General features: G+C 47.4%; 25 protein-coding genes. 24 read left to right on the top strand and 1 reads right to left on the bottom strand.

Annotated features, from left to right (window positions below; all coding sequences use genetic code 11):
• Positions 1–45 precede the first annotated feature (45 nt).
• From rpsU to KNO78_RS05735, 20 genes are all read left to right on the top strand, one after another.
• Positions 46–240: a 30S ribosomal protein S21 gene (gene rpsU, locus KNO78_RS05830; RefSeq protein WP_029334745.1), complete on the top strand. Its 195-nt coding sequence runs from the start codon at positions 46–48 to the stop codon at positions 238–240.
• A 33-nt stretch (positions 241–273) separates the two neighbouring features.
• Positions 274–723, top strand: coding sequence for a GatB/YqeY domain-containing protein (locus KNO78_RS05825; protein WP_074036596.1), 450 nt, complete (start codon positions 274–276; stop codon positions 721–723).
• Positions 724–857: 134 nt separating this feature from the next.
• The gene (locus KNO78_RS05820) at positions 858–1,370 is read left to right on the top strand and encodes an NfeD family protein (RefSeq protein WP_031423231.1); all 513 of its coding nucleotides are present in this window, start codon (positions 858–860) and stop codon (positions 1,368–1,370) included.
• The gene (floA, locus tag KNO78_RS05815) at positions 1,367–2,353 is read left to right on the top strand and encodes a flotillin-like protein FloA (RefSeq protein WP_012726653.1); all 987 of its coding nucleotides are present in this window, start codon (positions 1,367–1,369) and stop codon (positions 2,351–2,353) included. The genes KNO78_RS05820 and floA overlap by 4 nt, the downstream gene beginning before the upstream one ends.
• A gap of 5 nt (positions 2,354–2,358) precedes the next feature.
• Positions 2,359–2,778: a hypothetical protein gene (locus KNO78_RS05810; protein ID WP_196430876.1), complete on the top strand. Its 420-nt coding sequence runs from the start codon at positions 2,359–2,361 to the stop codon at positions 2,776–2,778.
• Positions 2,779–2,899: 121 nt separating this feature from the next.
• Entirely contained in the window at positions 2,900–3,871 is a 972-nt protein-coding gene (locus KNO78_RS05805) for a PhoH family protein (RefSeq protein ID WP_074036604.1), read from the top strand.
• Positions 3,872–3,914: 43 nt separating this feature from the next.
• Complete coding sequence (locus tag KNO78_RS05800; RefSeq protein WP_012726650.1) at positions 3,915–6,002, top strand: HD family phosphohydrolase; 2,088 nt, start codon at positions 3,915–3,917, stop codon at positions 6,000–6,002.
• Positions 5,980–6,456: an rRNA maturation RNase YbeY gene (gene ybeY / locus KNO78_RS05795; RefSeq protein WP_074036606.1), complete on the top strand. Its 477-nt coding sequence runs from the start codon at positions 5,980–5,982 to the stop codon at positions 6,454–6,456. The genes KNO78_RS05800 and ybeY overlap by 23 nt, the downstream gene beginning before the upstream one ends.
• Positions 6,453–6,800, top strand: coding sequence for a diacylglycerol kinase family protein (locus tag KNO78_RS05790; RefSeq protein WP_214690743.1), 348 nt, complete (start codon positions 6,453–6,455; stop codon positions 6,798–6,800). The genes ybeY and KNO78_RS05790 overlap by 4 nt, the downstream gene beginning before the upstream one ends.
• 30 nt (positions 6,801–6,830) lie before the next feature.
• Entirely contained in the window at positions 6,831–7,739 is a 909-nt protein-coding gene (gene era / locus KNO78_RS05785; RefSeq protein ID WP_012726647.1) for a GTPase Era, read from the top strand.
• Positions 7,740–7,742: 3 nt separating this feature from the next.
• Positions 7,743–8,492, top strand: a complete 750-nt coding sequence (gene recO, locus KNO78_RS05780; RefSeq protein ID WP_074036609.1) for a DNA repair protein RecO — start codon at positions 7,743–7,745, stop codon at positions 8,490–8,492.
• A gap of 294 nt (positions 8,493–8,786) precedes the next feature.
• Complete coding sequence (gene glyQ / locus KNO78_RS05775; RefSeq protein ID WP_196431848.1) at positions 8,787–9,680, top strand: glycine--tRNA ligase subunit alpha; 894 nt, start codon at positions 8,787–8,789, stop codon at positions 9,678–9,680.
• Entirely contained in the window at positions 9,673–11,727 is a 2,055-nt protein-coding gene (glyS, locus tag KNO78_RS05770) for a glycine--tRNA ligase subunit beta (protein WP_196430875.1), read from the top strand. Before glyQ ends, glyS begins: the two co-directional genes overlap by 8 nt.
• A gap of 21 nt (positions 11,728–11,748) precedes the next feature.
• A complete protein-coding gene (gene ccpN / locus KNO78_RS05765; protein ID WP_012726643.1) occupies positions 11,749–12,378 on the top strand; it encodes a transcriptional regulator CcpN in 630 nt (209 codons plus the stop codon).
• Entirely contained in the window at positions 12,365–13,207 is an 843-nt protein-coding gene (locus tag KNO78_RS05760; protein WP_196430874.1) for a pyruvate, water dikinase regulatory protein, read from the top strand. Before ccpN ends, KNO78_RS05760 begins: the two co-directional genes overlap by 14 nt.
• A gap of 126 nt (positions 13,208–13,333) precedes the next feature.
• Positions 13,334–15,145 carry a DNA primase gene (gene dnaG / locus KNO78_RS05755; RefSeq protein WP_159562496.1) on the top strand — a complete coding sequence of 604 codons (1,812 nt, stop codon included), beginning with the start codon at positions 13,334–13,336 and terminating at the stop codon, positions 15,143–15,145.
• Positions 15,146–15,180: 35 nt separating this feature from the next.
• Positions 15,181–16,275: an RNA polymerase sigma factor RpoD gene (rpoD, locus tag KNO78_RS05750; protein WP_012726640.1), complete on the top strand. Its 1,095-nt coding sequence runs from the start codon at positions 15,181–15,183 to the stop codon at positions 16,273–16,275.
• Positions 16,276–16,407: 132 nt separating this feature from the next.
• On the top strand, positions 16,408–16,746 hold the full coding sequence (gene cccA, locus KNO78_RS05745) for a cytochrome c550 (RefSeq protein WP_012726639.1): 339 nt from the start codon (positions 16,408–16,410) through the stop codon (positions 16,744–16,746).
• 95 nt (positions 16,747–16,841) lie between these two features.
• The gene (locus KNO78_RS05740) at positions 16,842–17,558 is read left to right on the top strand and encodes a tRNA (adenine(22)-N(1))-methyltransferase (protein ID WP_214690744.1); all 717 of its coding nucleotides are present in this window, start codon (positions 16,842–16,844) and stop codon (positions 17,556–17,558) included.
• The gene (locus KNO78_RS05735) at positions 17,558–18,670 is read left to right on the top strand and encodes a Nif3-like dinuclear metal center hexameric protein (protein ID WP_214690745.1); all 1,113 of its coding nucleotides are present in this window, start codon (positions 17,558–17,560) and stop codon (positions 18,668–18,670) included. Before KNO78_RS05740 ends, KNO78_RS05735 begins: the two co-directional genes overlap by 1 nt.
• A gap of 42 nt (positions 18,671–18,712) precedes the next feature.
• Here the strand turns inward: KNO78_RS05735 and KNO78_RS05730 are convergent, their stop codons facing one another.
• Positions 18,713–19,666 carry a 4-hydroxy-3-methylbut-2-enyl diphosphate reductase gene (locus KNO78_RS05730; RefSeq protein ID WP_012726636.1) on the bottom strand — a complete coding sequence of 318 codons (954 nt, stop codon included), beginning with the start codon at positions 19,664–19,666 and terminating at the stop codon, positions 18,713–18,715.
• Positions 19,667–19,795: 129 nt separating this feature from the next.
• Here KNO78_RS05730 and KNO78_RS05725 point away from each other — a divergent pair, with 129 nt between their 5' ends.
• The 4 genes from KNO78_RS05725 to KNO78_RS05710 all read left to right on the top strand — a co-directional run bounded on the left by KNO78_RS05725 (position 19,796) and on the right by KNO78_RS05710 (position 24,874).
• A complete protein-coding gene (locus tag KNO78_RS05725; RefSeq protein WP_236548986.1) occupies positions 19,796–21,550 on the top strand; it encodes a sensor histidine kinase in 1,755 nt (584 codons plus the stop codon).
• A complete protein-coding gene (locus tag KNO78_RS05720; protein WP_159562493.1) occupies positions 21,547–22,485 on the top strand; it encodes a sugar ABC transporter substrate-binding protein in 939 nt (312 codons plus the stop codon). The genes KNO78_RS05725 and KNO78_RS05720 overlap by 4 nt, the downstream gene beginning before the upstream one ends.
• Before the next feature lie 61 nt (positions 22,486–22,546).
• Positions 22,547–23,890 carry a DEAD/DEAH box helicase gene (locus KNO78_RS05715; RefSeq protein WP_012726633.1) on the top strand — a complete coding sequence of 448 codons (1,344 nt, stop codon included), beginning with the start codon at positions 22,547–22,549 and terminating at the stop codon, positions 23,888–23,890.
• A gap of 81 nt (positions 23,891–23,971) precedes the next feature.
• Complete coding sequence (locus KNO78_RS05710) at positions 23,972–24,874, top strand: deoxyribonuclease IV (RefSeq protein ID WP_214690746.1); 903 nt, start codon at positions 23,972–23,974, stop codon at positions 24,872–24,874.

The following is a 24,874-nucleotide window of genomic DNA, read 5'->3' as shown; positions in this document are numbered from 1 at the left end:
CTATAATATGATATGACGTGTGAAACACGTTTCCTTAGTCGTGTAATTCGGAGGGAGGGAAAACTAGTGGAAACTCGTGTCCGTAAAAACGAATCGCTTGAAGACGCTCTTCGTCGTTTCAAACGCGGTGTTTCGAAAGATGGCACACTTGCCGAAGTTCGTAAACGTCGTCACTACGAAAAGCCAAGCGTAAAACGTAAATTGAAATCAGAAGCTGCGCGTAAGCGTAAGAAATTCTGATTCCAGTTTCATTTGTAGAGAGGGTGTTGGCTCATGAGTCTTCAAGAACGCTTGACGGACGACATGAAGCAAGCCATGCGCGCGAAACAAAAGGATCGTCTTACGACAATCCGGATGGTCAAAGCGTCGCTCCAAAATGAGGCTATCAAACTAGGTCGTCAAGATCTTACCGAGGAAGAGGAACTCACGGTGCTCAACCGAGAGATGAAACAGCGCAGAGACTCCCTCCGAGAATTCGAAAGCGCTGGTCGTGAAGACCTTGCTTCCAAAGTAGCAGAAGAGATTGTCGTCCTAGAAGCCTATATGCCTGAACAACTTTCAGAAGATGAAGTGACCGCCATCGTCCAAGCAGCAATTGCTCAAACGAATGCAGCCGCTCCATCAGATATGGGTAAGGTGATGGGCGTCGTCATGCCGCAAGTCAAAGGCAAGGCAGACGGTGGTCTTGTGAACCGAATCGTCAAACAACAATTGACGAATTGATGAAAAAAGCAGTTACTTTTCGGGAAACCGAAAGTTTCTGCTTTTTTTTGCGTATTCTGAAACCACATTCAATCTTGTTTCGTATACACTAGAGATAGGAGATAGCTTTGAATTTGGAAGGGGGTAGCAAGACGATGACATTTGGTCTCGGAGTGATTCTGACAGTCTTTTTTGTCGGAGTCGTCCTTCTTGGAATTGAAGTGTTCGTAGCAGGGTTTGGATTGTTCGGTTTGCTTGGGATCGGAGCCGTCGTTGCGAGTTTGATTATGGCTGGTGCGACGATCGGTCAACTGTGGCTATCGATTGGTCTCGCGGCAGCGGTGCTAACAGGTCTCGGCTTTTGGGCATACCGCCGCTTGAGTACGAATCGTCCGCTCATTTATAAAGGGTTGATTTTGACGGATTCGACATCGACTGAAAAAGGCTACTTGTCCCACGAAGATCGAAAACAACTTCTCGGCAAAGTGGGAGTCACCTTGACACCACTTCGCCCAGCAGGTACTGCCGAAATCGACGGAGAACGACTTGATGTCGTGACGGAAGGTGGCTATCTCGATCAGCAGACAAAAATTCAGGTTTATAAAGTGGATTCTGGACGGATTGTCGTTCGAAGCTTTGTAGAACCGAAGGAGGATGTAACAGAATGACACCAGAATTACTGACAACGTTACTCATTACAGGTGGAGGATTGATTGCACTTGCCGTATTCTTCACGTTCGTACCGGTCGGACTATGGATCAGTTCGTTTGCAGCGGGCGTCCACGTCTCGATCTTCACATTGATTGGAATGCGCCTTCGTCGCGTTATTCCTTCGAAAATCGTGAACCCGTTGATTAAAGCGGTTAAAGCAGGAATTGAATTAAACACGAACCAACTTGAAAGTCACTTCTTGGCTGGTGGTAACGTAGACCGCGTTGTGAACGCATTGATTGCGGCGCACCGTGCGAATATTGAATTGTCATTCGAACGGGCTGCTGCCATCGATTTGGCAGGACGTAACGTGCTCGAGGCTGTACAGATGTCAGTTAACCCGAAAGTCATTGAAACGCCATTTATTGCGGGTGTCGCGATGGATGGGATTGAAGTGAAGGCGAAAGCACGTATTACCGTACGTGCGAATATCGATCGTCTCGTCGGTGGTGCGGGGGAAGAAACGATTATCGCCCGTGTCGGTGAAGGGGTCGTGTCGACAATCGGTTCACAAAACAACCACAAGCACGTACTAGAGAATCCGGATATGATTTCACGGACTGTCCTCACAAAAGGTTTAGATTCAGGAACAGCGTTTGAGATTCTTTCGATCGATATTGCCGACATCGATATCGGTAAGAACATCGGCGCGGTCTTGCAGACGGACCAAGCAGAAGCAGATAAGAAAATCGCTCAAGCGAAGGCGGAAGAACGTCGCGCGATGGCGATTGCACGCGAACAAGAAATGAAATCTTCAGTAGAAGAAATGCGTGCGAAAGTTGTCGGTGCCGAAGCGGAAGTCCCACTCGCGATGGCAGAAGCGTTACGAAACGGAAAGCTTGGTGTCATGGATTACGTGAACTACTTGAACGTTCAAGCGGATACAGAAATGCGAAAAGCGATTGGGGCACCTGTCGATTCTGAATCAGATAATGAGTGATTGATATGGATGGACTATGGGTACTCTTGTTAGCCGCCTTCGGAATTGCCTCGGCAGTGATGAAACGGCTCGAAAAATCATCGTCCTCTGGAGACCGTCCTCAAAGCAGTGAACTGAAACGCTATTTGGATTCGGTAGGGGACGTCATGAAAGAGATTGAAACGGCATTCGATGACTCGGACGAAAAACCGACACCACAAAAGGTGAGGCGTCGAGTCGCTCGAACGGTAGAAGAACGACCGGCTCCACGTGAACGTCATGTCGAGATGCCGAAAGTGAGCGCGCAATTCGAACAAGCGGTTAAAATTCCACCGATTCAAAAGGAAAAGAAACCGAGACAACTGAACGTTTCACAAAAGCGAATGCGGGAAGCTGTCATTTGGAGTGAGGTATTACAACCTCCTATCTCGAAACGGAAGAAGTGAACAGAAGGCAGTGACGTCATGTTACTGCCTTTTGCGCGTGGAAAATTACGCGGTCTTTCTTTCACGATAGGCGTGATAGTGCTAAAGTAAAAGAGGAATAACCGATTTTAATGAGGGGGCAATGCATCCATTGATTATGACTGATAAAATACCATTCGTCATGGAACATGCGAACGAAGCACAAGCTTTACTCGGACCGAAAGATGAAGTGTTCCAGGCGATTGAAACAGAATTGAAAGTGGCACTCATCCCAAGGGGTGAGGAGTTGATTATTCAAGCCGATACACTTGAGGCTCTTGAATTAACGAAACAAGTGATCATCACCTTGCAGACGTTAGTGAAAAAAGGTGCACGTCTAAATGAAAGTGATGCCATTAGCGTCATCCAGCACATTCAAGTCGGAAAGGGAGATGAACTGCTCGAACATTATGAACGAGTTGTTTTTACGACGAATAAGGGGAAACCGATTCGTGCCAAGACAGTAGGTCAAAGCCGGTATGTTCGTGCGATTGAACGACGTGATCTCGTCTTTGGTATCGGACCAGCCGGAACAGGAAAGACGTACCTAGCTGTCGTACTTGCGGCGCGTGCCTTAAAAGAAGGGCAAGTCAAACGGATCATCTTGACGCGTCCTGCCGTTGAAGCGGGAGAGAACCTTGGATTTTTACCGGGAGATTTAAAAGAGAAAGTGGACCCATATCTCCGCCCATTATACGACGCCCTATTTGATGTGTATGGCGTGGAACAGACGAACCGTTTGTTAGAACGGGGCACGATTGAAGTGGCTCCGCTCGCTTATATGCGTGGACGCACGTTAGAAGATGCGTTCGTCATCTTGGATGAGGCCCAGAATACAACAAAAGAACAGATGAAGATGTTTTTGACGCGACTCGGTTTTGGATCGAAAATGGTGGTCACAGGGGATTTGACCCAAGTCGATTTACCGAAAGGCAAGGCATCGGGGTTACAGGAAGCGTTACGCCTGTTAGAAGGCGTGGATGGTATTCATTTTGAACACTTCAGTGCGTCTGACGTCGTCCGTCATCCGCTCGTTAAGAAAATCATCAACGCCTATAGTACGGACCTCACTTAAATGTACGTGTGAGGTCACCAGATCGTGAAAAGGGGGGGCACGAATGCAGCAAGCTAAAAACTGGACAGTCGCGACCATCTCGTTGATTTTCTTTCTCTTATTAGGCGCCATTCTATACTTTACCGTGCGCCCATCCATCATCAGTGTGGAACCGCTTGGGATTGCCGAACAGGATATTCGGTCTCCGATCACGGTTGAGGACCGTGTTGCGACCGAACGATTGAAACAAGAAGTGACAAATGGTGTCGGCAGTCAATTCTCCTTGAGAAAAGAATTTGCAGACCAACAAATCGCTAAAGTCGAGCAGTTGTTCGCAGCATTCGACCAAACGGATGAGGAGACTGAACTGGCGGATATTAAAAACCGTCTAAATTCTACAGAGGCGAACGGTGTATTAGCTGATGAAGAGTTGAATTCGTTGCTTGAAGCGAGTGAAGATACCCGACAAACGGTAGAAGATGTCACAGTCACCGCGTTACAACAAGTGATGGACGACCGGATTGAAACGAGTAATGAAGCGGTCGCTGCGGCTCGAGACCGAGCAGCAGCGATTATCGATCAATCGCCGCTCTCGTTTGAGTTCCGCGCCATTTCGAAAACGTTAAGCGATGAACTCATCGTACCGAACTATGTATTTGACTCTGAGGCGACCCGTCAAAAAGAACAAGAGGCCGTCGATGCTGTCGATCCTGTCATCATTCAAGAAGGACAGTTACTCGTCAGTCAAGGTGAGGTGGTGACTCGAGAGATATATCGGAAATTAGAGCTATCTGGAGCCATCGATCCGAATCGTTCCCTTGCACCATTATTCGGGTCATTCTTGCTCAGCGCATTGTTGACCGGTGGGTTTCTATTCATGCTCATCCGCTCGAAAATCAAAGACCTGTTACTGAGTCCGAAAATCTTAGTGACGGTCTATGGCTTGCTACTTTTACAACTCGGCATCTTTTTTGGTGTCGGATATATCGGTGTCGATTTTACGACATATGCCTATATTTTAGCGCCGACAGCGTTCGTCGTATTGCTTCTACGCATCTTGATCGATGAACGAGTTGCGCTCGCCTCGGCCTTCATTACGATGATTGCCGGGAGTGTCGTTGTCACATTCGGACAGAGCACGAATTTCATGACGCTCGTGTATGTGGCGACGGGTAGTTTTCTAGCTGTCTTTTTAGTTGAACCGAAAATTCAGCGGAAGCGACTATTCTTATCAGGGGTGTTGCTCGGTTTCGTCAACATCATCATGGTCATCGCGTTACTCTTACTTCGGAACGTGCAAGTTTCCTGGGAAATGGCGATGTATCTTTCTGGATTTGCCGTTATTAGCGCCTTGCTCTCCATTGTCTTGACGTTTGGCTTCCTGCCATTTTTGGAACCGTGGTTTGGCGTCTTGTCTTCTGGTCGACTTGTAGAATTGATGAGTCCGACGCATCCGCTGCTGCGGAAACTTTTAATGGAGGCACCTGGTACGTATCATCATAGTATGATGGTGGCGAACTTGGCAGAGTCCGCATGTGAGGCGATTGGCGCAGATGGTCTTCTCGCACGTGTCGCAAGCTATTATCACGATCTTGGGAAGACGGAGCGTCCCCTTCATTTCATTGAAAATCAACAAGGTGGCGGGAATCCTCATGATCGCTTGACGCCTGAAGAATCGGCAGACATTATTATGGCTCATCCTTATGACGGAGCGGATCTGTTGCGACGTTATAAGTTACCGAAAGAAATCATCGATATAGCAGAGCAGCATCACGGAACGTCTTTATTGAAATATTTCTACGTTAAAGCGAAGGAAGATCCTGATAAAGAGGTGTTAGAGTCTCGTTTCCGCTACCCAGGTCCAAAGCCACAATCGCGCGAGGCTGCCGTTGTCATGATCGTCGATTCAATCGAAGCGGCTGTCCGCTCGCAGAAACAACCGACGCCAGAAAAAATCCGAATGCTCGTTCGAACAATCATTCGCGACAAGTTGGCGGATGGGCAGTTCGAAGAATGTGAATTGACGACGAAAGAAATTTGGCGCGTCGGAGAGAGTGCGTGTGAGACACTGACCGGCTTGTTCCACGAACGAATCGAATACCCAGAATTAAAGAAAGAGGGAGAATTACATGCAAATCATCTCGAACGATGAACATGAATTGTTAACTACATCTCAAATCGAGCTCGTCGAGTCGATTTTACAACATGCCGCCCAACTAGAAGAGGTGGAAGAGCCGAGCGAATTGTCGGTCACGTATTTAACAAATGCGGAAATCCATGAAGTGAACCGAGAATGGCGAGGCAAAGATGCCCCGACCGATGTCATCAGTTTCGCATTTGATGAGATGGGGGATGACGAGATGGATTTCATGCTCGATGAAGATGAGCCACATCTTCTCGGTGACCTCGTCATCTCGGTAGAACGATGCCGAGAACAGGCAGCTGACTATGGTCATTCGTTTGAGCGGGAGCTCGGCTTTTTAGCAATTCATGGATTCCTCCATCTACTTGGGTATGATCATATGACACCTGAGGAAGAAGCGGAGATGACGGCAAGGCAAGAAGAAGTGCTCACTCATTTTGAGTTGAAGCGAGGCAACGTGTGAGACCGTTCCGTGTGGCATGTGAGGGAATCCTCCATGCCGTTCGTTCGGAACGGAACATGCGACTCCATCTCCTGTCGGCTTTTCTCGTATTCGTCTTTTCCATCTGGTTACAGCCGACAAGACTCGAGATTGTCATCTTGTTCGGGTGGGTGATTGCCGTTATTAGCATGGAAATGATGAATACGGCAATCGAACGAACGGTTAATCTCGTGACAGAAGACGTCCATCCACTCGCGAAGCAAGCGAAAGATGTTGCCGCAGGAGCCGTTTTAGTTACTTCACTTGGTGCTGCCGTAACGGCGCTCATAATATTCGGTCCACGGCTATGGAACATGCTATACTAATAGTTCTGAAATAGAGAAAGCAGGTGCATTATGTATCAAGAAGATTTTAAATCCGGATTCGTCTCGATTATCGGACGACCGAACGTCGGGAAATCGACATTCTTAAACCGTGTGATCGGACAAAAGATTGCCATCATGTCGGATAAACCACAAACGACACGAAATAAGGTGCAAGGTGTGTACACAACCGATGATTCCCAAATCATCTTCATCGATACACCAGGGATTCATAAACCGAAACACCGTCTTGGCGACTTCATGATGAAAGTGGCGACGAACGCATTACGCGAAGTTGATGCGATTCTCTTCATGGTGAACGTGACGGAACCGCGTGGAGCTGGCGACGACTTTATTATTGAGAAACTCAAAGGGCTCGACACACCGATTATTCTCGTCATGAACAAGATCGATTTAATCCATCCAGATGAACTTCCGAAAGTGATTGAACAATATACGAACGAATTGGATTTCGCGGCGTACGTCCCGATTTCGGCGCTACAAGGCAACAACGTCGAACCGCTCTTAGGTGAGATCAAGAAATTGTTGCCTGAAGGACCGATGTATTATCCGGCCGATCAAGTAACGGACCACCCGGAGCGTTTCATTATCTCAGAGATGATTCGTGAGAAAGTGTTGCATAAGACACGCGATGAAGTCCCTCATTCGATTGCTGTAGCCATCGAATCGATCAAGAAACGTGAGAACTCTGAGATGATTGATGTCGAAGCCGTAATCATGGTGGAGCGTGATTCGCAAAAAGGAATCATCATCGGAAAAAAAGGGGCTATGCTTCGTGAAATCGGAACAGACGCGCGCCATGATATCGAAGCGCTTCTCGGGACTAAAGTTTATTTGAACCTATGGGTAAAAGTGCAGAAAGACTGGCGTAACAAGATGGGTCAGCTTCGTGACCTCGGTTTCCGCGACGACGAGTATTGAGCCATGTTACAAAAAGTCACGGGAATCGTCGTTCGTACCGTTAATTATGGGGAATCGAATAAAGTCGTGACATTGTTTACAGAGGAACTTGGCAAAGTCGCGATCATGGCACGGGGCGCAAAGAAACCGGGTAGCCGGTTTCACGCCTCGAGTCAGCCGTTTGTGGAAGGTGTCTATATCTTTCCGTCTAGCCGAGGACTCGCTCAGTTAAAATCATCTGACGTCATGACGTCTTATCCTGAAATCCGAAAAGATGTCGAACGGATGGCATATGCGATGTATTGGTTAGAACTTGTTGATCGATCTGTCGAGGATCGTGTCCAAAATCGTCCATTGTTTCGAATATTACGGGATGCCTTGCAGGCACTGAATGCGGGCATGGACGCAGATGTCATCACGCACTATGTTGAATTACGTATTTTGCATCTATTAGGCGTCGCCCCAGTCTTGACGGGATGTGTGCGCTGTGGAGATGTGACGGATCCCATGTACTTCTCTGTCGCGTCCGGTGGCTTTTTATGTGCGCGACATCCAGAAGAAGGTGTGATCCGGCTGTCCGAAAGATTGGCGAAACTACTTTATTTGATGAGTAAGCACGAATTGTCAGAGTTTCGGAACGTTCCGCTATCGGATGAGTCCAGAGTCCTTTTGCGCCTGCTCTTTGATGCTTATATGGAATCGTATAGTGGACTACGATTGAAGACGAAACGGGTGCTCGATCAAATGATTCGACTTCATCTGAATGAGGATTGACTTTTTATAGTGAATTCGATACGATGATGTACGATTAGACAAATGAAATAGCGTGCGCGATGAAGGAAAAAAGTAACTCTTCCTGTCATGAATGAAGCGAGTCCGGGGCGGTGTGAGCCGGGTATCATGAGAAGAGCGAATGGCGATTCCAGAGCGCCCACATCTTTTAAGAGTGGTCCCATTATTGGGGCAAGTAGGGTGGAACCGCGGGAATCAATCCCGTCCCTATGTGCTAGGCACATAGGGGCGTTTTTTGTCGTTTCAATACTATTGGAGGTGTCATTAATGAAGCACATGACAGTGCAAGAAATCATTCTCACGCTACAAAACTTTTGGGCGTCAAAAGGTTGTTTGACGATGCAGGCGTACGATGTGGAAAAAGGGGCCGGGACGATGAACCCGATGACATTCCTCAGAAGCCTTGGGCCAGAACCGTGGAACGTCTGTTATACCGAACCGTCACGCCGTCCAGCTGACGGTCGTTACGGAGAAAACCCGAACCGTCTTTACCAGCACCATCAGTTTCAGGTGATCATGAAGCCGTCACCAAACAACATTCAAGAGTTGTACTTGGAGAGTCTTGAACTGATTGGCATCAATCCGCTTGAGCATGACATCCGTTTCGTCGAAGATAACTGGGAAAACCCGACGTTCGGAGCAGCAGGTCTCGGTTGGGAAGTTTGGTTGAACGGAATGGAAATCACGCAGTTCACATACTTCCAACAAGTCGGTGGAATCGAGTGTGACCCGATTGCCGTGGAAATCACATACGGACTTGAACGCCTCGCGTCATACATTCAAGAAGTAGAAAGTGTATTCGATCTTGTCTGGACAGACGGATTCAAATACGGTGACATTTTCTATCAACCAGAATTTGAACATTCGAAATATACGTTCGAATTGTCTGACGTCGACATGTTATTCACGTTATTTGATACGTATGAGAAAGAAGCGAAGCGTGCGCTTGAAGAAAACCTTGTCTTCCCTGCATACGATTACATTCTAAAATGTTCGCACACGTTCAACTTGTTGGACGCAAAAGGCGCCATTTCTGTGACGGAACGTACCGGCTTCATTCAGCGTGTCCGGAACATGTCACGTGCGTGTGCCGCTAAATTTATTGAAGAACGGGAACGCCTTGGATTCCCACTTTTGAAACAAGAGAAAGCAGGTGACTTGAATGCGTGACCTTCTGTTAGAGATTGGATTAGAGGAACTGCCGGCTCAATATGTCTTGCGTTCAGAGAAACAGTTGGCGGAACGTGTTGACGCGTTCTTAAAAGAGGCGCGTGTTGATTTTGGCTCAATCGAAGTGTACTCGACACCACGTCGTTTGGCTGTCATCGTTCGTGATGTGGCTGAAACGCAACAGGATTTGGCAGAAACTCTTCGTGGACCTGCCAAAAAGATTGCACAAGATGCGGAAGGTAACTGGTCGAAGGCGGCACAAGGTTTTGCACGTGGCCGCGGATTGACAGTAGAAGATCTCTATTTCGCAGAAGAAAAAGGAGTCGAGTATGTCTTCGCGGAACGCCATGAAAAAGGACAAGAGACGCTCTCGCTATTGAACGGTCTTGAAGATGTGGTCCGTAGCTTGACGTTCCCGAAAAACATGAAATGGGGAACGAGCAGCCTACGGTATATGCGTCCGATTCGTTGGTTGATCGCACTCTTTGGTCAAGACATCATCGACTTCACAATCGAAGGCGTGAAAACGAATAACGTGACGCGTGGGCATCGTTTCCTCAGTAAAGGGGACGTGGTCATCTCATCACCTACCGAATATGTCCAGACATTAGAGTCTGCTTTTGTCATGGCGAACTACGAGATGCGTAAAGCTGAAATCGAACGTCAAATTCAAGAGCTTGCAACGAAACAAGGATGGACGATTCCACTCGACGCCGACTTGCTTGAGGAAGTGACAAACTTAGTCGAATGGCCGACCGCTCTCTTCGGGGAATTTGATGAAGCGTACCTCGACTTGCCTGAGGAAGTATTGATCACAACGATGAAAGAGCATCAACGTTATTTCCCGGTCTATCTCGACGGAACATTGAAAAACTATTTTGTGACCGTACGAAACGGGAATGCCGAGCATCTTGAAAATGTGGCGCGCGGTAACGAGAAAGTCATCCGGGCCCGTCTTGCGGATGCCGTGTTCTTCTATGAGGAAGACAAAAAGACGAAAATCGATGATCAGCTCGGACGTCTCGATCGCATCGTCTTCCATGAAAAATTGGGAACGACTGGTGCGAAAGCGCGTCGTGTGACGAAAATCGCTCAGGAACTTGCACCGTTGTTCGAGGCAGACCTTGAAAAAGTAAGCCGTGCCGGTGCCATTCATAAATTTGATCTCGTGAGCCAGATGGTATACGAGTTCACAGAACTTCAAGGAATCATGGGTGAGAAATATGCACTCCAACAAGGTGAAGACAAGGAAGTGGCAGCGGCAATCCGTGAGCATTACATGCCACGCTTTGCTGGGGACGCTTCTCCAGAGACGGCAACGGGTGCCGTTCTTGCCCTTGCCGACAAATTAGACTCGATTGCAGCATTCTTTGGCATCGGGATGATTCCGAGCGGTTCACAAGACCCGTTCGCGCTTCGTCGCCAGGCCCAAGGTGTCGTTCAGATTCTTGGAGATTGGAAGATTGATCTCTCAATCGACACGTTGCTTTCAAAAGTTGTCGAATTACAACTGGAAGCAGGACTCTATGAAGCCGATAAAGAACAAGTTAAGGCACAACTAGATGAGTTCTTCAAATTGCGCTTGAAATATCGCCTGCAAGAACAGCAGGTTCGTTATGATGTGATTGACGCCGTATTGACGACCTCATTGACGGTTGTGCGACTCGATGCTCGCGCAGACGCGATTCAAGAATTTGTATCGACGGATGCGAAGGCGTTGATTGAGCAATTGTCGCGCGTCGTGAACATTTCGAAAAAAGGTGAAGCGGGAGATGTCGATCCTTCCTTGTTTGAGAACGATCATGAGATTGCATTGCATGATGCGATTGAACAGACCGCTCCTGCAACAGCCGAAGCTGTCGAGATGGGAGATTACAAGAAAGCGCTCGACCTTCTACAACAACTCGAATCACCGATTATGATGTACTTCGAACACACAATGGTTATGAGTGATGATGAGGCGGTCCGCCAAAACCGTCTCCATGAAATGAACCGACTTGCAACGACGATTAAGCGTGTCGCAGATTTCAACGCGCTCGTACTCTAAACAAACTAGAGGGGGTTGGCTATGCAACTGAATGAACGCCAACAAAAAATCGTCGAGATCGTGAAGGAGAACGGGCCGATCACAGGGGAACAAATCGCACAAGAGCTCTCATTGACACGTGCGACCCTGCGGCCTGACCTCGCTATTTTGACGATGACAGGCATACTTGAAGCTAGACCTCGTGTCGGCTACACGTTCGTTGGCAAACGGAATTCGTCGATGCTACGAGAAAAGTTAGATTCGCTGACCGTAGGGGACTTCATGTCTTCTGCGAAAGTCGTACGGGATGAGATGACGGTATATGATGCGATTGTCACGTTGTTCTTAGAAGATGTCGGCTCATTGTTCGTTGTCGGACGTGACCGGGAGTTAGTCGGAGTTTTATCTCGTAAAGACCTCCTTCGTGCGGCCATCGGAAATCAAGACTTAGACCAGTTACCCGTCAACGTCATCATGACCCGCATGCCGAACATTACAGTATGTGAGAAAACAGAAACGTTGATTCGAGCTGGGATGAAATTGATTGAGAAACAAATCGATGCCATGCCCGTCGTAGAAGAAAAAGATGGGAAATTGATTGTACTTGGCCGTATGACGAAGACCAATATGACGAAGGTGCTCATTGCGTTAGCGAACGATGAGTCGATCTGAGGAGGAAATCGAATTGACTACGAAACAACTTGTGTTCGTTGTAAGTGACTCGGTCGGAGAGACGTGCGAACTCGTCGTCCGCGCAGCGAGTATCCAATTCCACGAGAATGCGATCGAAACCCTTCGCATCCCGTTCGTCGAAGATGAGCAGACGATTATCGATGTCGTCACGCAAGCAAAAGCACAACAGGCCATCATTGCGTTCACGCTCGTTAATGAGGAACATCGCGCCCTTCTCATGCGGCTTGGTGAAGCTCATCAAGTGAAAACGGTTGATTTGCTCGGAGATTTGCTCGATGTATTATCTAGCCAATTGAAAGAAGCGCCACGTGAAAAGCCGGGACTCATCTATCGATTGGATGATGATTACTTCCGAAAAATCGAGGCGATGGAGTTTGCCGTCAAGTATGACGATGGTCGGGACCCACGTGGCCTGAAAAAAGCTGATATCGTGTTGGTCGGTGTTTCTCGAACGTCAAAGACGCCGCTATCTCAATATTTGGCACTGAAACGATACAAAGTCGCGAACGTGCCACTCGTTCCAGAATCGAGACCGCCTGAGGAATTGTTTGATTTGCCTGCTGAACGATGTGTCGGGTTGATCATCTCCCCGGAAAAGCTGATTTCAATCCGGATGGAACGTCTCAAATCGCTAGGTTTGAAGCCGGAAGCAGATTATGCGCAGCTAGAGCGAATCAATCGTGAACTCGAGTATGCGCGTGGTATTTATGAACGAATCGGTTGCGATGTCATCGATGTGACGAACAAAGCAGTTGAAGAAACGGCAGGGATCATCTTGCGTCATCTTGAACAGTCTAAAGATGATTGAATGAGTAAGTGTTTCAATTAGTAATCATTGCTTCAAGAGGGTATAATAGAGTATTGACAGTACAGTGAAACGGAACGTGATGAGCGTTCCGTTTCGTTGCGAGATTGGAAACAGGGAGTGGTCAACATGCCACGAATACCAGATGAAGTCATCGCAGAAGTGAAACAAGCGACCGATATCGTAGAATTGATTGGCGAACGTGTCGAATTAAAGAAACAAGGACACCGCCTTGTCGGATTATGTCCGTTTCATTCCGAAAACTCACCTTCTTTCTCCGTTTCACCTGAAAAAGGGATGTATCACTGTTTCGGTTGTGGCGCCGGCGGAAATGTATTTACGTTCGTGATGGAAACCGAGGGATTGTCGTTTCCTGAGACGGTCGAACGCTTGGCAACACGGGCGAATATTTCGGTAGACGGGATCCAAGGGGACGAGGAACTGACGCGAGAACAGGTATGGCGCAAACAGATGCGTGATGCGCATCGCCTTGTCGCTGACTTGTATCATGAAGTGTTGATGAAAACAGAAGCTGGAGAAGTGGGCTTAACGTATTTACGGGATCGTGATCTGGCTGAAGAGACGATTGCGCAATACAAGATCGGTTTTGCCCCAGACCAACGACGCTTTACTGTCGAGCTGTTGGAGCGGCGCGGGTTTGATTTAGAAGTAATGGTTGAGGCAGGTTTGATTTCAAAGTCGAAGTCCGGTGAATATTTTGACCGATTTGAAGGACGGGTCGTCTTTCCGATTGCGGATCGAGACGGCACCATCGTTGGCTTCAGTGGACGAGCGATTGATGACCGACAACCAAAATATGTGAATACGGCTGAGACGCCACTCTTCAATAAGAGCGAGTTATTGTTCGGCTTCTCTCAAGCCCGGGCGACGATGCGTAAGAAAAAGCGTGTCTTCCTCGTTGAAGGGAACGTTGACGTTTTACAAGTCGCGCAAGCGGGCACACAAGAAGTTGTGGCATCGCTCGGAACCGCGTTCTCTCCTCAACATGCGAGGGCGCTATCTCGAATCGTGGATGAAGTCATTATCTGTTATGACGGAGACCACGCGGGACAAGAAGCGACACAAAAAGTCATTCGCCTCTTAGAAGCGTCTCCACTCGATGTACAAGTTTTGCCACTACCGGAAAAGACGGACCCAGATGATTATATCCGTCAGCATGGGGCAACTCACTGGCAGCAGTTTATTGAAACTGAGCAGTTGAGTGTTCTCGATTTTATGAATCGCATGTACCGGCGAGGAAAAAACTTGAACCGAGAAGGAGAACGGATTCGCTTTATTGAATCTATGCTTGAAGAGATCGGGAAGACAAATGATTCGATTCGAAGAGATTTATATGTGAAGAAACTGTCGGATGAGTTTGAGATTCCGCTAGAGACGCTCCGTTCGAGAATTCCTCGTCCGACGTCAAGTGAATCAACTCCCACCCGTGCGATGGAACCTGTAGAGCCGGTACGGAAGCGTTCGAGTAAAACAGGTGAGCCTCGTTGGATGAAAGCCGAGAAGTACTTGTTGCGTGCGATGTTGACGGGACCGGAGCAGGTCCGTTTCGTACGCGACCGTTTAGGGCTGCGTTATCAAGATGAAACCCATCGTATGTTAGGGTCAGCATTGTATGAAATCGTATCCGATACGATGACACAGGATGAGTTTGATCAAATCACGCTTTCGTTCATGGAGCGTTATTGCGATCAACGCCCTGATTATGCGATGCGTTTTGCAGAGATCCGTCTGATGGCTGGACCGGATGAACTGTCTGAAGAGGTTTTAGACGAATACATTCGGGTGATAAACAGTTATGAGGAGCAACGTCAAATCGAGCGTGCAAAAAGGGAAATCGCTCAAGACGCCGAAAGTATTGTAGACCAGGCGTCCAAGCTACAAGAATTGATTGCCCGTAGTCGTCGTCTTCGAGAACGATGATCGTGGATGAAGTTTGGAAGGAGTTGAACTGCTAGATGGCAGAGAAGAAGAAAGAGGATTTATTTAACGCCATAGAGGAACTTGAAAAGTTAGGTAAGAAAAAAGGCGTCGTCTCAATGCAAGCAATCCAAGATCGCCTTAGTCACTTCGAGGTGGATTCGGATTTCATCGATAACTTCATCGAAGATTTAGAGGCTAAAGACATCCGTGTCACAGAAGATGCTGCGGACGCAGAAGAAACACCTGCGAAAAAAGAGGATGAAGAAGTCGATTTGAACGACTTATCAGTACCTCCTGGAATCAAAATCAACGACCCGGTTCGGATGTATTTGAAAGAAATCGGACGTGTCGACCTTCTCAGTGCGAAAGATGAGACGGAGCTCGCTAAACGAATCGAGCAAGGGGACGAAGAAGCGAAAAAACGTCTCGCAGAAGCGAACCTACGTCTCGTCGTGTCGATTGCGAAGCGTTATGTCGGTCGTGGGATGCTCTTCCTTGATTTGATTCAAGAAGGGAACATGGGACTCATTAAAGCGGTCGAAAAATTCGACTACATGAAAGGGTTCAAATTCTCGACGTATGCGACGTGGTGGATTCGCCAAGCCATCACACGTGCGATTGCTGACCAAGCCCGTACGATTCGTATTCCTGTACACATGGTGGAAACAATCAACAAATTGATTCGTGTCCAACGTCAATTGCTTCAAGACCTCGGTCGCGAACCTTCTCCGGAAGAGATTGCCAAAGAGATGGAACTCACACCTGAGAAAGTCCGTGAAATTCTAAAGATTGCCCAAGAACCTGTTTCTTTAGAGACACCGATTGGGGAAGAAGACGATTCACATCTCGGTGACTTCATCGAAGACCAAGATGCGATGGCTCCTCAAGATGCGGCAGCCTATGAATTGTTGAAAGAGCAATTAGAAGACGTGTTGGATACGTTGACAGACCGTGAAGAGAACGTCCTTCGCCTGCGTTTCGGACTAGACGATGGCCGCACACGCACACTCGAAGAAGTTGGTAAAGTATTCGGTGTCACACGTGAGCGGATTCGTCAAATCGAGGCGAAAGCCCTTCGTAAATTGCGTCACCCGAGCCGTTCCAAACGCTTGAAAGACTTCCTCGATTAATTTCATATTTGAATAAAGTGTGAAGTTTTAGAAGAAAGGAAGGAAAATGAGTGATTTTCCTTCCTTCTTTATTATTTTTTGAGTAAAATAGTGTTGGATAGAAATTTGGAATGAACATGAGGGGGAACTACAATGCGTAATCCATTGTTACCGTTTGCGGCAATCGCAATCGTCGCAATTATTGCCATGGTATCATTATCGTATTTTGGGGTGAATCAGGCGCAACAAGCGGCTGAAGGTCCAGCAGTCACTGAAATGAACCCAGAAGAGTTGTATGCTGCGAAGGGTTGCACAGGTTGCCACGGCGGAAACCTTGAAGGTGGCGTCGGTCCAGCACTTACAGGTGTCGGCGATCGTCTCTCACCAGAAGAAATCGCAAACATCATCGTCAACGGTCAAGGTGCGATGCCAGCAGGTCTTGCATCAGCTGAAGAAGCAGAAGTGCTTGCGAACTGGTTGATTGAACAATAAGAGGTGACGCACTCCGTGATGGGGTGCGTTTTTTGTTGTCGAACTGTAGAGAATTCGATACGCTAGGGAAGAAGTAGAACAAAGGAGTTGTCTGTATGCAAGAACGTGTCATGTTAGACCGACGATTGAAGCAGGTTGTCGATTATATCCCAAAAGGAAGTGTGCTCGCCGATATCGGTTCGGATCATGCGTATGTCCCATGCTATGCCTTTCAGCAAGGAATCATTTCAAAAGGAATCGCGGGTGAAGTGAACGTTGGACCGATGGAAGCTGCGAGAGCACAAGTCGATTTGATTGGGGCCAGTGATGCCATTGATGTACGCCTTGGCGATGGTCTTGCTGTCTTACAGCCCAATGAAGCGACGTGTATCTCGATTTGCGGGATGGGCGGCAGTTTGATTCGCTCCATTCTCGAAGCGGGTCAAGATAAGCTCGGTGCGGTCGAACGGCTCGTCCTTCAACCGAACGTTGATGGGCAACACGTACGAAGCTGGCTGCTTGAACATGGATATGTCCTTGTCGAAGAGGCAATTGTGGAAGAAAATGATAAAGTCTACGAAATCCTTGTCGGAGAAAAAGGAATTGAGTCCATTTATAGTGATGAGTCGGACGAGCGCATGTGGCAGTTGTTATTCGGTCCATATCTCGTTCAAGAGCGACCAGAAGCATTTAAACTCAAGTGGAGTCGTGAAGCTGATAAGCTCGATTATGTGCTTGGACAGATGGCAGCTGGCATTCAATCGGAAGCCTTGATTCAAAAACAAGTGGAGTTCAAACGGATGCGTGACAAGATGAGAGAGGTGAGTCAGTAATGGCGAACGGCAATCAAGTGATTCAATTGTTTGAGGAATTCGCACCGAAACATTTAGCGGTCGAAGGGGATAAAATCGGCTTACAGATTGGGTCGCTCAACAAAGAAGTCAAACGGGTCATGGTCACGCTTGATGTACTTGAATCGGTTGTGGATGAAGCGATTGAGAAACAAATCGATTTGATTATCGCGCATCATCCCCCCATCTTTAGTCCGTTAGCTCAAGTCAATGACCGCTCCACGGCTGGGAAGATTACGATGAAATGTATTCAGCACGATATCGCGGTCTATGTCGCCCATACGAATTTAGACGTATGCAGCGGTGGTGTGAACGATTGGATGAGTGAGGCGATCGGTCTTCACGATACGAAAGTACTCGTCCCGACCTATGAAGAGCCGGTCTATAAACTATCTGTATTCGTTCCATCCACGCATGCGCAAGACGTATCCCGTGCTCTAGGAAAAGCGGGTGCGGGACATATAGGTGACTATGCGGACTGTCAGTTCCGTGTATCCGGAACGGGACAATTCACTCCGCTCGCAGGGACAGATCCCTTCATCGGTCGCCCACATGAAACGGAACAAATGGACGAAGTGAAAATCGAAACGGTCGTTCGGGAGAGTCAGAAAAAGCGTGTACTAAAAGCAATGAAAGACGCCCATCCTTATGAGGAAGTCGCGTATGACCTCATGCGCGATGAAATCGACGGTCATGTATTTGGGCTAGGGCGAATCGGTCGACTTGAACAGGCCATGACACTTGAAAAGTTTGCCGAACACGTGAAAACAAGCTTTGGGGTTGAGGGCGTGCGAGTCGTCGGAGACCCGAGGCGTTCGATTGAAAAAGTTGCCGTATTAGGTGGAGACGGGAATAAATATGTGTCTACTGCGCATTTCAAAGGTGCAGATGCATATGTGACGGGTGATTTATATTTCCACGTGGCTCATGATGCGATGGCCCTTGGGCTTGCAGTCGTAGACCCAGGGCATCATGTCGAGAGTATCATGAAACAAGGTGTAATCGATGTGCTCAGCAAAAAGTTTGAAAAAGCGAAAATTAATGTCGACTTGATTCAATCTGTTGCCAACACGAACCCGTTTCAATTCAAGTAAATCCTAAAAATCCCCCATCCTCTGAGAGAATGGGGGATTCCTTCACTTACGCAAAGCTTTCACTTTCGGTAAGATGCTCCGAAGTTCAAGAAATGGCGTTTTATCGTGCGTGCTTAAATCGTCTGGGTCATACTGCGACAAAAAGTCGATGACTTTTTTTGTGATCGGTGTAGGAGTAGAGGCGCCCGACGTCACAGCGACGGTCTCGACTCCCTCGAGCCAATTCAAGTCAAGTTCACTCAAGTCACCGATTCGATATGCATTCGTTCCGGCAATCTCTTTTGAAACTTGTGCTAAACGATTGGAGTTGTTAGATTTAGGATCTCCGACGACAATCAACAATTCGCAGTCTCCCGCTTGTTCAGCGACGGCTTCTTGTCGAACTTGCGTCGCGTTACAGATTTCATTATGCACTTCCACGTGAGGATAACGGGCTTGAATCGTTTCAATTAATGCGGAAACGTCCCATTGACTCATCGTCGTCTGGTTCGTCACCAAAATTTTTCGTTCGAACAAGCGACTCGGCAACTGATCGATTTCATGTTCATATTGAATCAAATGAACATGGTCTGGTGCAACACCAATTGCACCCTCCGGTTCCGGATGCCCGTGTTTTCCGATATAGATGACATCATATCCTTCTGCCGTTTTCTCACGAATCAAATCGTGTGTGACCAAGACGTCAGGACAAGAGGCATCTACAATCGTCAATCCTTTCTCGATGGCACGTTTCCGGACGAGTGGTGAAATGCCGTGCGCCGTGAAGACGACCGTTCCTCGATCGATGGTTTCGAGCGCTTGCATGCGGTCTTCTCCATCAACGGTTTTGACACCGAGATCCTCAAACGCCTGCGTGACGTGACGGTTATGGACAATCATTCCAAGTATATGAATCGGGCGTGGCAAATCTGGATTTGCGACCGCCTCATTTGCGAGCTTCATGGCATCGACGACACCATAACAATATCCGCGTGGGCTAATTTTTTTAACTTTCATATGAAGACGAAGGCTCCTTTCGAAGTGCTTTCATACGTATTAGTCTAACATTGTTTCGAAAATACGAAAAGATTTGCGTGTATTCATGCTATAATTTTTAGGTTAGAGAGGAGGGACGCCGTGAATCGCATGAAACCATTGCGTGAACTAAGAAAATCGTACTTTTTCCAAATTACGTTCATCATCATCATTATTTTAGCACTTGTCATTTCATCACTTGCCTTCTCTGCTGACCGCGTCACGGTGTCTCGAGCAGAAGAATTGGCGAAAGAGCAATTTGATTACGCCATCGATGACAGTATTGAGAATGTGGAGTCCCGACTTGGGAAATTGTATGAGGATTTAGTTTACTTAGGCGCTTACGTTGGAAATGAGCCATGGATTGAAGAACGGATCCGAACAGGATATTTGAATCAACGCACGAGTTTTACGTCCATCTTTTATTATGATGTCAATCAAGACTCATTTAAATGGTACTCGGAGCGACAAGTCGCCTCTTCTGTCTTGAAACGCGATCCGAAGTTTACGGAAGTATTGACTGCAAGTGGAAAAGAACTATATATGAGTGACCCTGTGATGATCAGTGGGGATATGGGAACTTTCCTATACGTTCCGGTCATCGAAGAGAACCGACCAATCGGTATTTTTGGGGGAAGCATTAGTGTCTTGAACTCTGACTTGTATCGTCGTTCGTTGGAATCTGCGAATGATGACATGATTCTATACTTGTTAGATGAGCAAGGCGAAGTGTTGACGACTTCGTTCAACTTGGTCACAGATGCAGAGCGTCGGATATCGCGTGAAGTCATCGACGAAGCATTAGATCGAAGCGAACGGACAATCTTGAGTACGGATGAAGATACGGTAATGTTTGAACCGGATGCACGAGTCAGTGGATGGAGCATGCTCGCAAAACATCAAAATGACTCCGTCTATGAAACGGTCTACGACACGCGTTGGCAGTATTTGATGATTGCGCTCGTTACATTCTTCCTGAGCATTCTCGTTGGATTGTTGCTTTCCCGGACGTTAACGAATCCGCTTGTCGAGCTGGTCAATCAAATTAAACAACAACAATCGCTCGGAACGATCTCGTTGGAAAGAACCGGTTCGAAAGAAGTGGAGACGCTACTCGACACGTATAACGATTATGCACAACGGATGGAAACGTCACGACGTGAACAGTTGAGTCAGCAACAGTTGATTTTGCATCAAGAAAAATTAGCTTCACTCGGTCAATTGGCCGCGGGAATTGCCCATGAAATTCGAAATCCTCTAACTCCCGTCCACATCACGTTACAAATGGTGCGCGAGGGTCAAGGTAGCTCAGATATGGTGGATGTCGCCATCAAAGAACTGGAGCGGGCGAATGATTTGATTTCAACGATGTTGACGCTCGCCAAACCAGATCAGGCTGGTAAAAACGAAGATTGGATCAACATGTTAGACTTTGCGAAACGACTTGAATTTTTAATGGATGCCGAATGTTATAAACGACCTACGAAATGGGAATTACTTGTACCGAACGACATGCCTCCATTTTATGCATCCTTTGATATGCTCGTTCAAATCATCTACAACCTCTTCAAAAATGCGGTCGATGCCGTCGAATCAAAAGGGGCTGAAGGTAGTGTCGTCGTGACGGTCCTCTTTACGGAGCAGGAATATCGCTTCTTGATTGAGGATAACGGGATTGGCATGAGTGAGGAACAACTCAAGACAGTTGGTTCCGCCTTCAATACGACGAAGGAAAGTGGGAATGGTCTAGGGATCTATATGATTCAAGAGTACTTGAAGAGCGTTAACGGTGCGATGGAGATTGATAGTGTGATGAAAAAGGGGACCGCGATTTTAATCAAAATCCCAAGGAGACAACCGTCATGAAAGGACTAAAACATTATTGGCTTTGGTTACCGGTCGTGTGGGCCATGACGATTCTCCTCATCACCTCGATTCAACTCCCAGAGCAAAAAACGAATGAAAAAGAAGTCGGATTCGTGTTTGTCAGTGATAAACATGAGCATGCGAATAAACTACTGGACTCGTTCGTGCATACAGCAAACCAAAAAGGGTTCATCCCGATTCCGACCACGAGTGAAGACTCGCGTGTCCTTGAAAAAGAAAAACTAGATTCATTGATTGACCGGGGTGTCGAGGCCATCTTTTTGACGACTCTCGATGACACGTTCATTCAACCCTCATTAGAACGCGCAAAACGAAAAAACATCCCGATTATTGCGATTGACCGTATGATTGATCATCCGAGTGTGCTCACATCTGTCGTATCCGACAATGTCGACATCGGTCGGATGGCGGCCGAACAAATTGCTGCCAAGTATAGTGAGCTCGAACGTCCGATTCGCGTGGTCGAAGTGAGGGGGACGCCGAAAGTTCGCTCCACGATGGACCGAAGTCTTGGTATCCGAGAGTACGAAAAGCAACATGGCGACGATTTTCAGATCATTGCATCCATCACCGGGAACTATGACACATTCCAAGCTGAAATCGAGATGTCACGTTGGTTAGAAGAAGAGATTCCGTTTGATGCAATCTTTTCACATAATGATGATAATACGTTTGGTGTCGTCCGGGCTTTAGAAAGTCATGGTTTGACGGACAAGACGATCGTGTCGGTCGACGGGATTTCAGATATCTATCCGCTCATTCAAAATGGGAAGGTCAATGCCACTGTCGTGCAGTCACCGAACGAGATGATGGAAGTCGGCTTCAAAGCACTCGAACAACATTTAAATGGAAAGAAAATTGCCAAACACTATTATTCATCGAGTTATTTATATGAAGGTGTGGCAAAAGATTGATTGACAAATCATTTGATTCCGCTATGCTAGGAAAAGTGGAAAGAAACAGGAGGTGTATCGATTGAACAGCTTCCAACAGTTCAAATTGCTACCGTTTATGGTTGATGCGTTAACAGAAAAGCGCATTACGAAACCGACCGATATACAAGCCCGGATTATTCCGGCTGCCTTGAATGGTCGAGATATTATTGGAAAATCACAGACAGGAACGGGTAAAACACTTGCGTTCTTGTTACCGATCGTTGAAGCGATCAATCCAGAAGATGCTTCAGTTCAAGCAATCGTCGTCGCACCGACACGCGAACTCGCTTGGCAGATTCATGAAGAATTGAAATCGATTCTTATTAAAAACCCAGATTACATCAAATCGAGTTTGATTGTCGGAGGGACAGACCGCGAACGTCAGATCGATAAGATGAAAAATCCGCCACAGTTAATCATCGGGACACCGGGACGAATCCTTGATCTCATGAAAGCACAGGCGTTATTCCCGCACAAAGTGACACACTTTGTCGTCGATGAAGCCGATCAAATGCTCGATATGGGATTCTTGCCCGAGGTCGACCGCATCGCACAGGCGCTTCCTGAAAAACTGCAAACGATGGTCTTCTCAGCGACGATTCCTGAGAACCTTGAACCGTTCTTGAAGAAATACCTTCATGACCCACGCTTTGCAGAGGCGAGCCCCGAGCATCGCGTCGCACCAAAAATCAAGCACCACGTGATCCCCGTTCGTCACCGTGACCGTAAAGAATTGACTGTCGAGATTGCGAAAGCAATCAATCCATTCGTTTGTCTCGTCTTCACAAACACAAAGCAAGAAGCGGATGAGTTAGAGACATCGTTCCGTGAGGCTGGACTTAACGTCGGTACATTGCACGGAGATATGCAGGCACGTCGCCGTAAACAGGCGATTAAAGATATTAACGACGCGAAATACCAATACGTGATTGCCACGGATTTGGCGGCTCGCGGTATCGATATTTCAGGAGTCTCTCACGTCATCAACCATGGGATTCCGAAAGATCTTGATTTCTATACGCACCGTGTCGGTCGTACGGGACGTGCGGGCGCGTCAGGTGAGGCGTACACACTATATGAGGACCATGAGAATGGACCGATCAACAGACTTGAAGAACGTGGGTTCGAATTCACTCATGTGGACTTGCGCAACGGTTCGATTCAACCGATCAAGACACGTCGTCGTCGCCAAACAGACCGTAAGATGAAGGTCTCACACACGGCTCATAGTCGGATGGCCGGTGAAATCAAGAAGGCGAAGAAGAAAGTCAAGCCTGGCTATAAGAAGAAATTCAAGTATAAGTTGAAAGAGACGGCATCACGTGAGCATATGCAACAGCAACGCTCGGATCGCCGTGCAGCACGTAAGAAAAATAAACGATAATGTTTGGGAGAATCGACTTCTTGGAGTCGGTTCTTCTTTTTGTGTACACTAGAGAGAGAAGATGATGAAGGGAAGATGAGGATGTTAAAAATAGGTTCACACGTTTCGGTATCAGGTAAAAAGATGTTGTTAGCAGGGAGTGAAGAGGCTGTCTCTTACGGGGCGAATACGATGATGGTGTATACAGGTGCGCCCCAAAACACACGCCGTAAACCCATTGAAGATTTAAATATTGAGGCAGCACTCAAACATATGGCCGCACATGACATCGAAGAGATTGTTGTTCACGCACCATATATCATCAATCTCGGGAATACGACGAAACCAGAGACGTTTGAATTGGCTGTTTCATTCTTGACTCAGGAATTAAAACGGGCAGAAGCACTCCAAGTGGCTCGTCACGTCGTTCTTCACCCAGGCGCTCATGTCGGAGCGGGAGAAGAAGTCGGTCTCGCTCGAATCATCGAAGGATTGAATGAAGTGTTGACGGGTGATGAAAAAGTGAAGATTGCGCTTGAGACGATGGCAGGGAAGGGAAGCGAACTTGGTAAGACGTTTGAAGAGCTTGCGACCATCATTGATGGCGTGACGCACAATGATCGAGTCTCAGTTTGCTTTGATACGTGTCACGTCCATGATGCAGGATATGACTTAGTCGGTGACTTAGACGGCGTCATTGAACAATTCGATCGCATCGTCGGACTCGACCGTCTCGGAGTGATTCATGTAAATGATTCGAAGAATGTGCGCGGTGCAAAAAAAGACCGTCATGAAAACATTGGCTACGGAGAGATCGGGTTTGATACATTGAATCGTGTCATTCATCACGAGGCATTTGCGCATCTACCGAAAATTCTAGAAACGCCATATATCCCGATTAGCGAAAAAACAAAAGTCGCTCCATATAAACAAGAGATTGAAATGTTCCGTGCCAATCAATTTGATGCCGAGTGGCGTGAACGATTCACGCTCGCTCATCAATAA

The sequence above is a fragment of the Exiguobacterium sp. s132 genome (assembly GCF_018617235.1).
Taxonomy (GTDB): Bacteria; Bacillota; Bacilli; order Exiguobacteriales; family Exiguobacteriaceae; genus Exiguobacterium; species Exiguobacterium profundum.
Note: the sequence above shows the minus strand (reverse complement) of the source record. Positions and strands in the feature narration are given on the sequence as shown.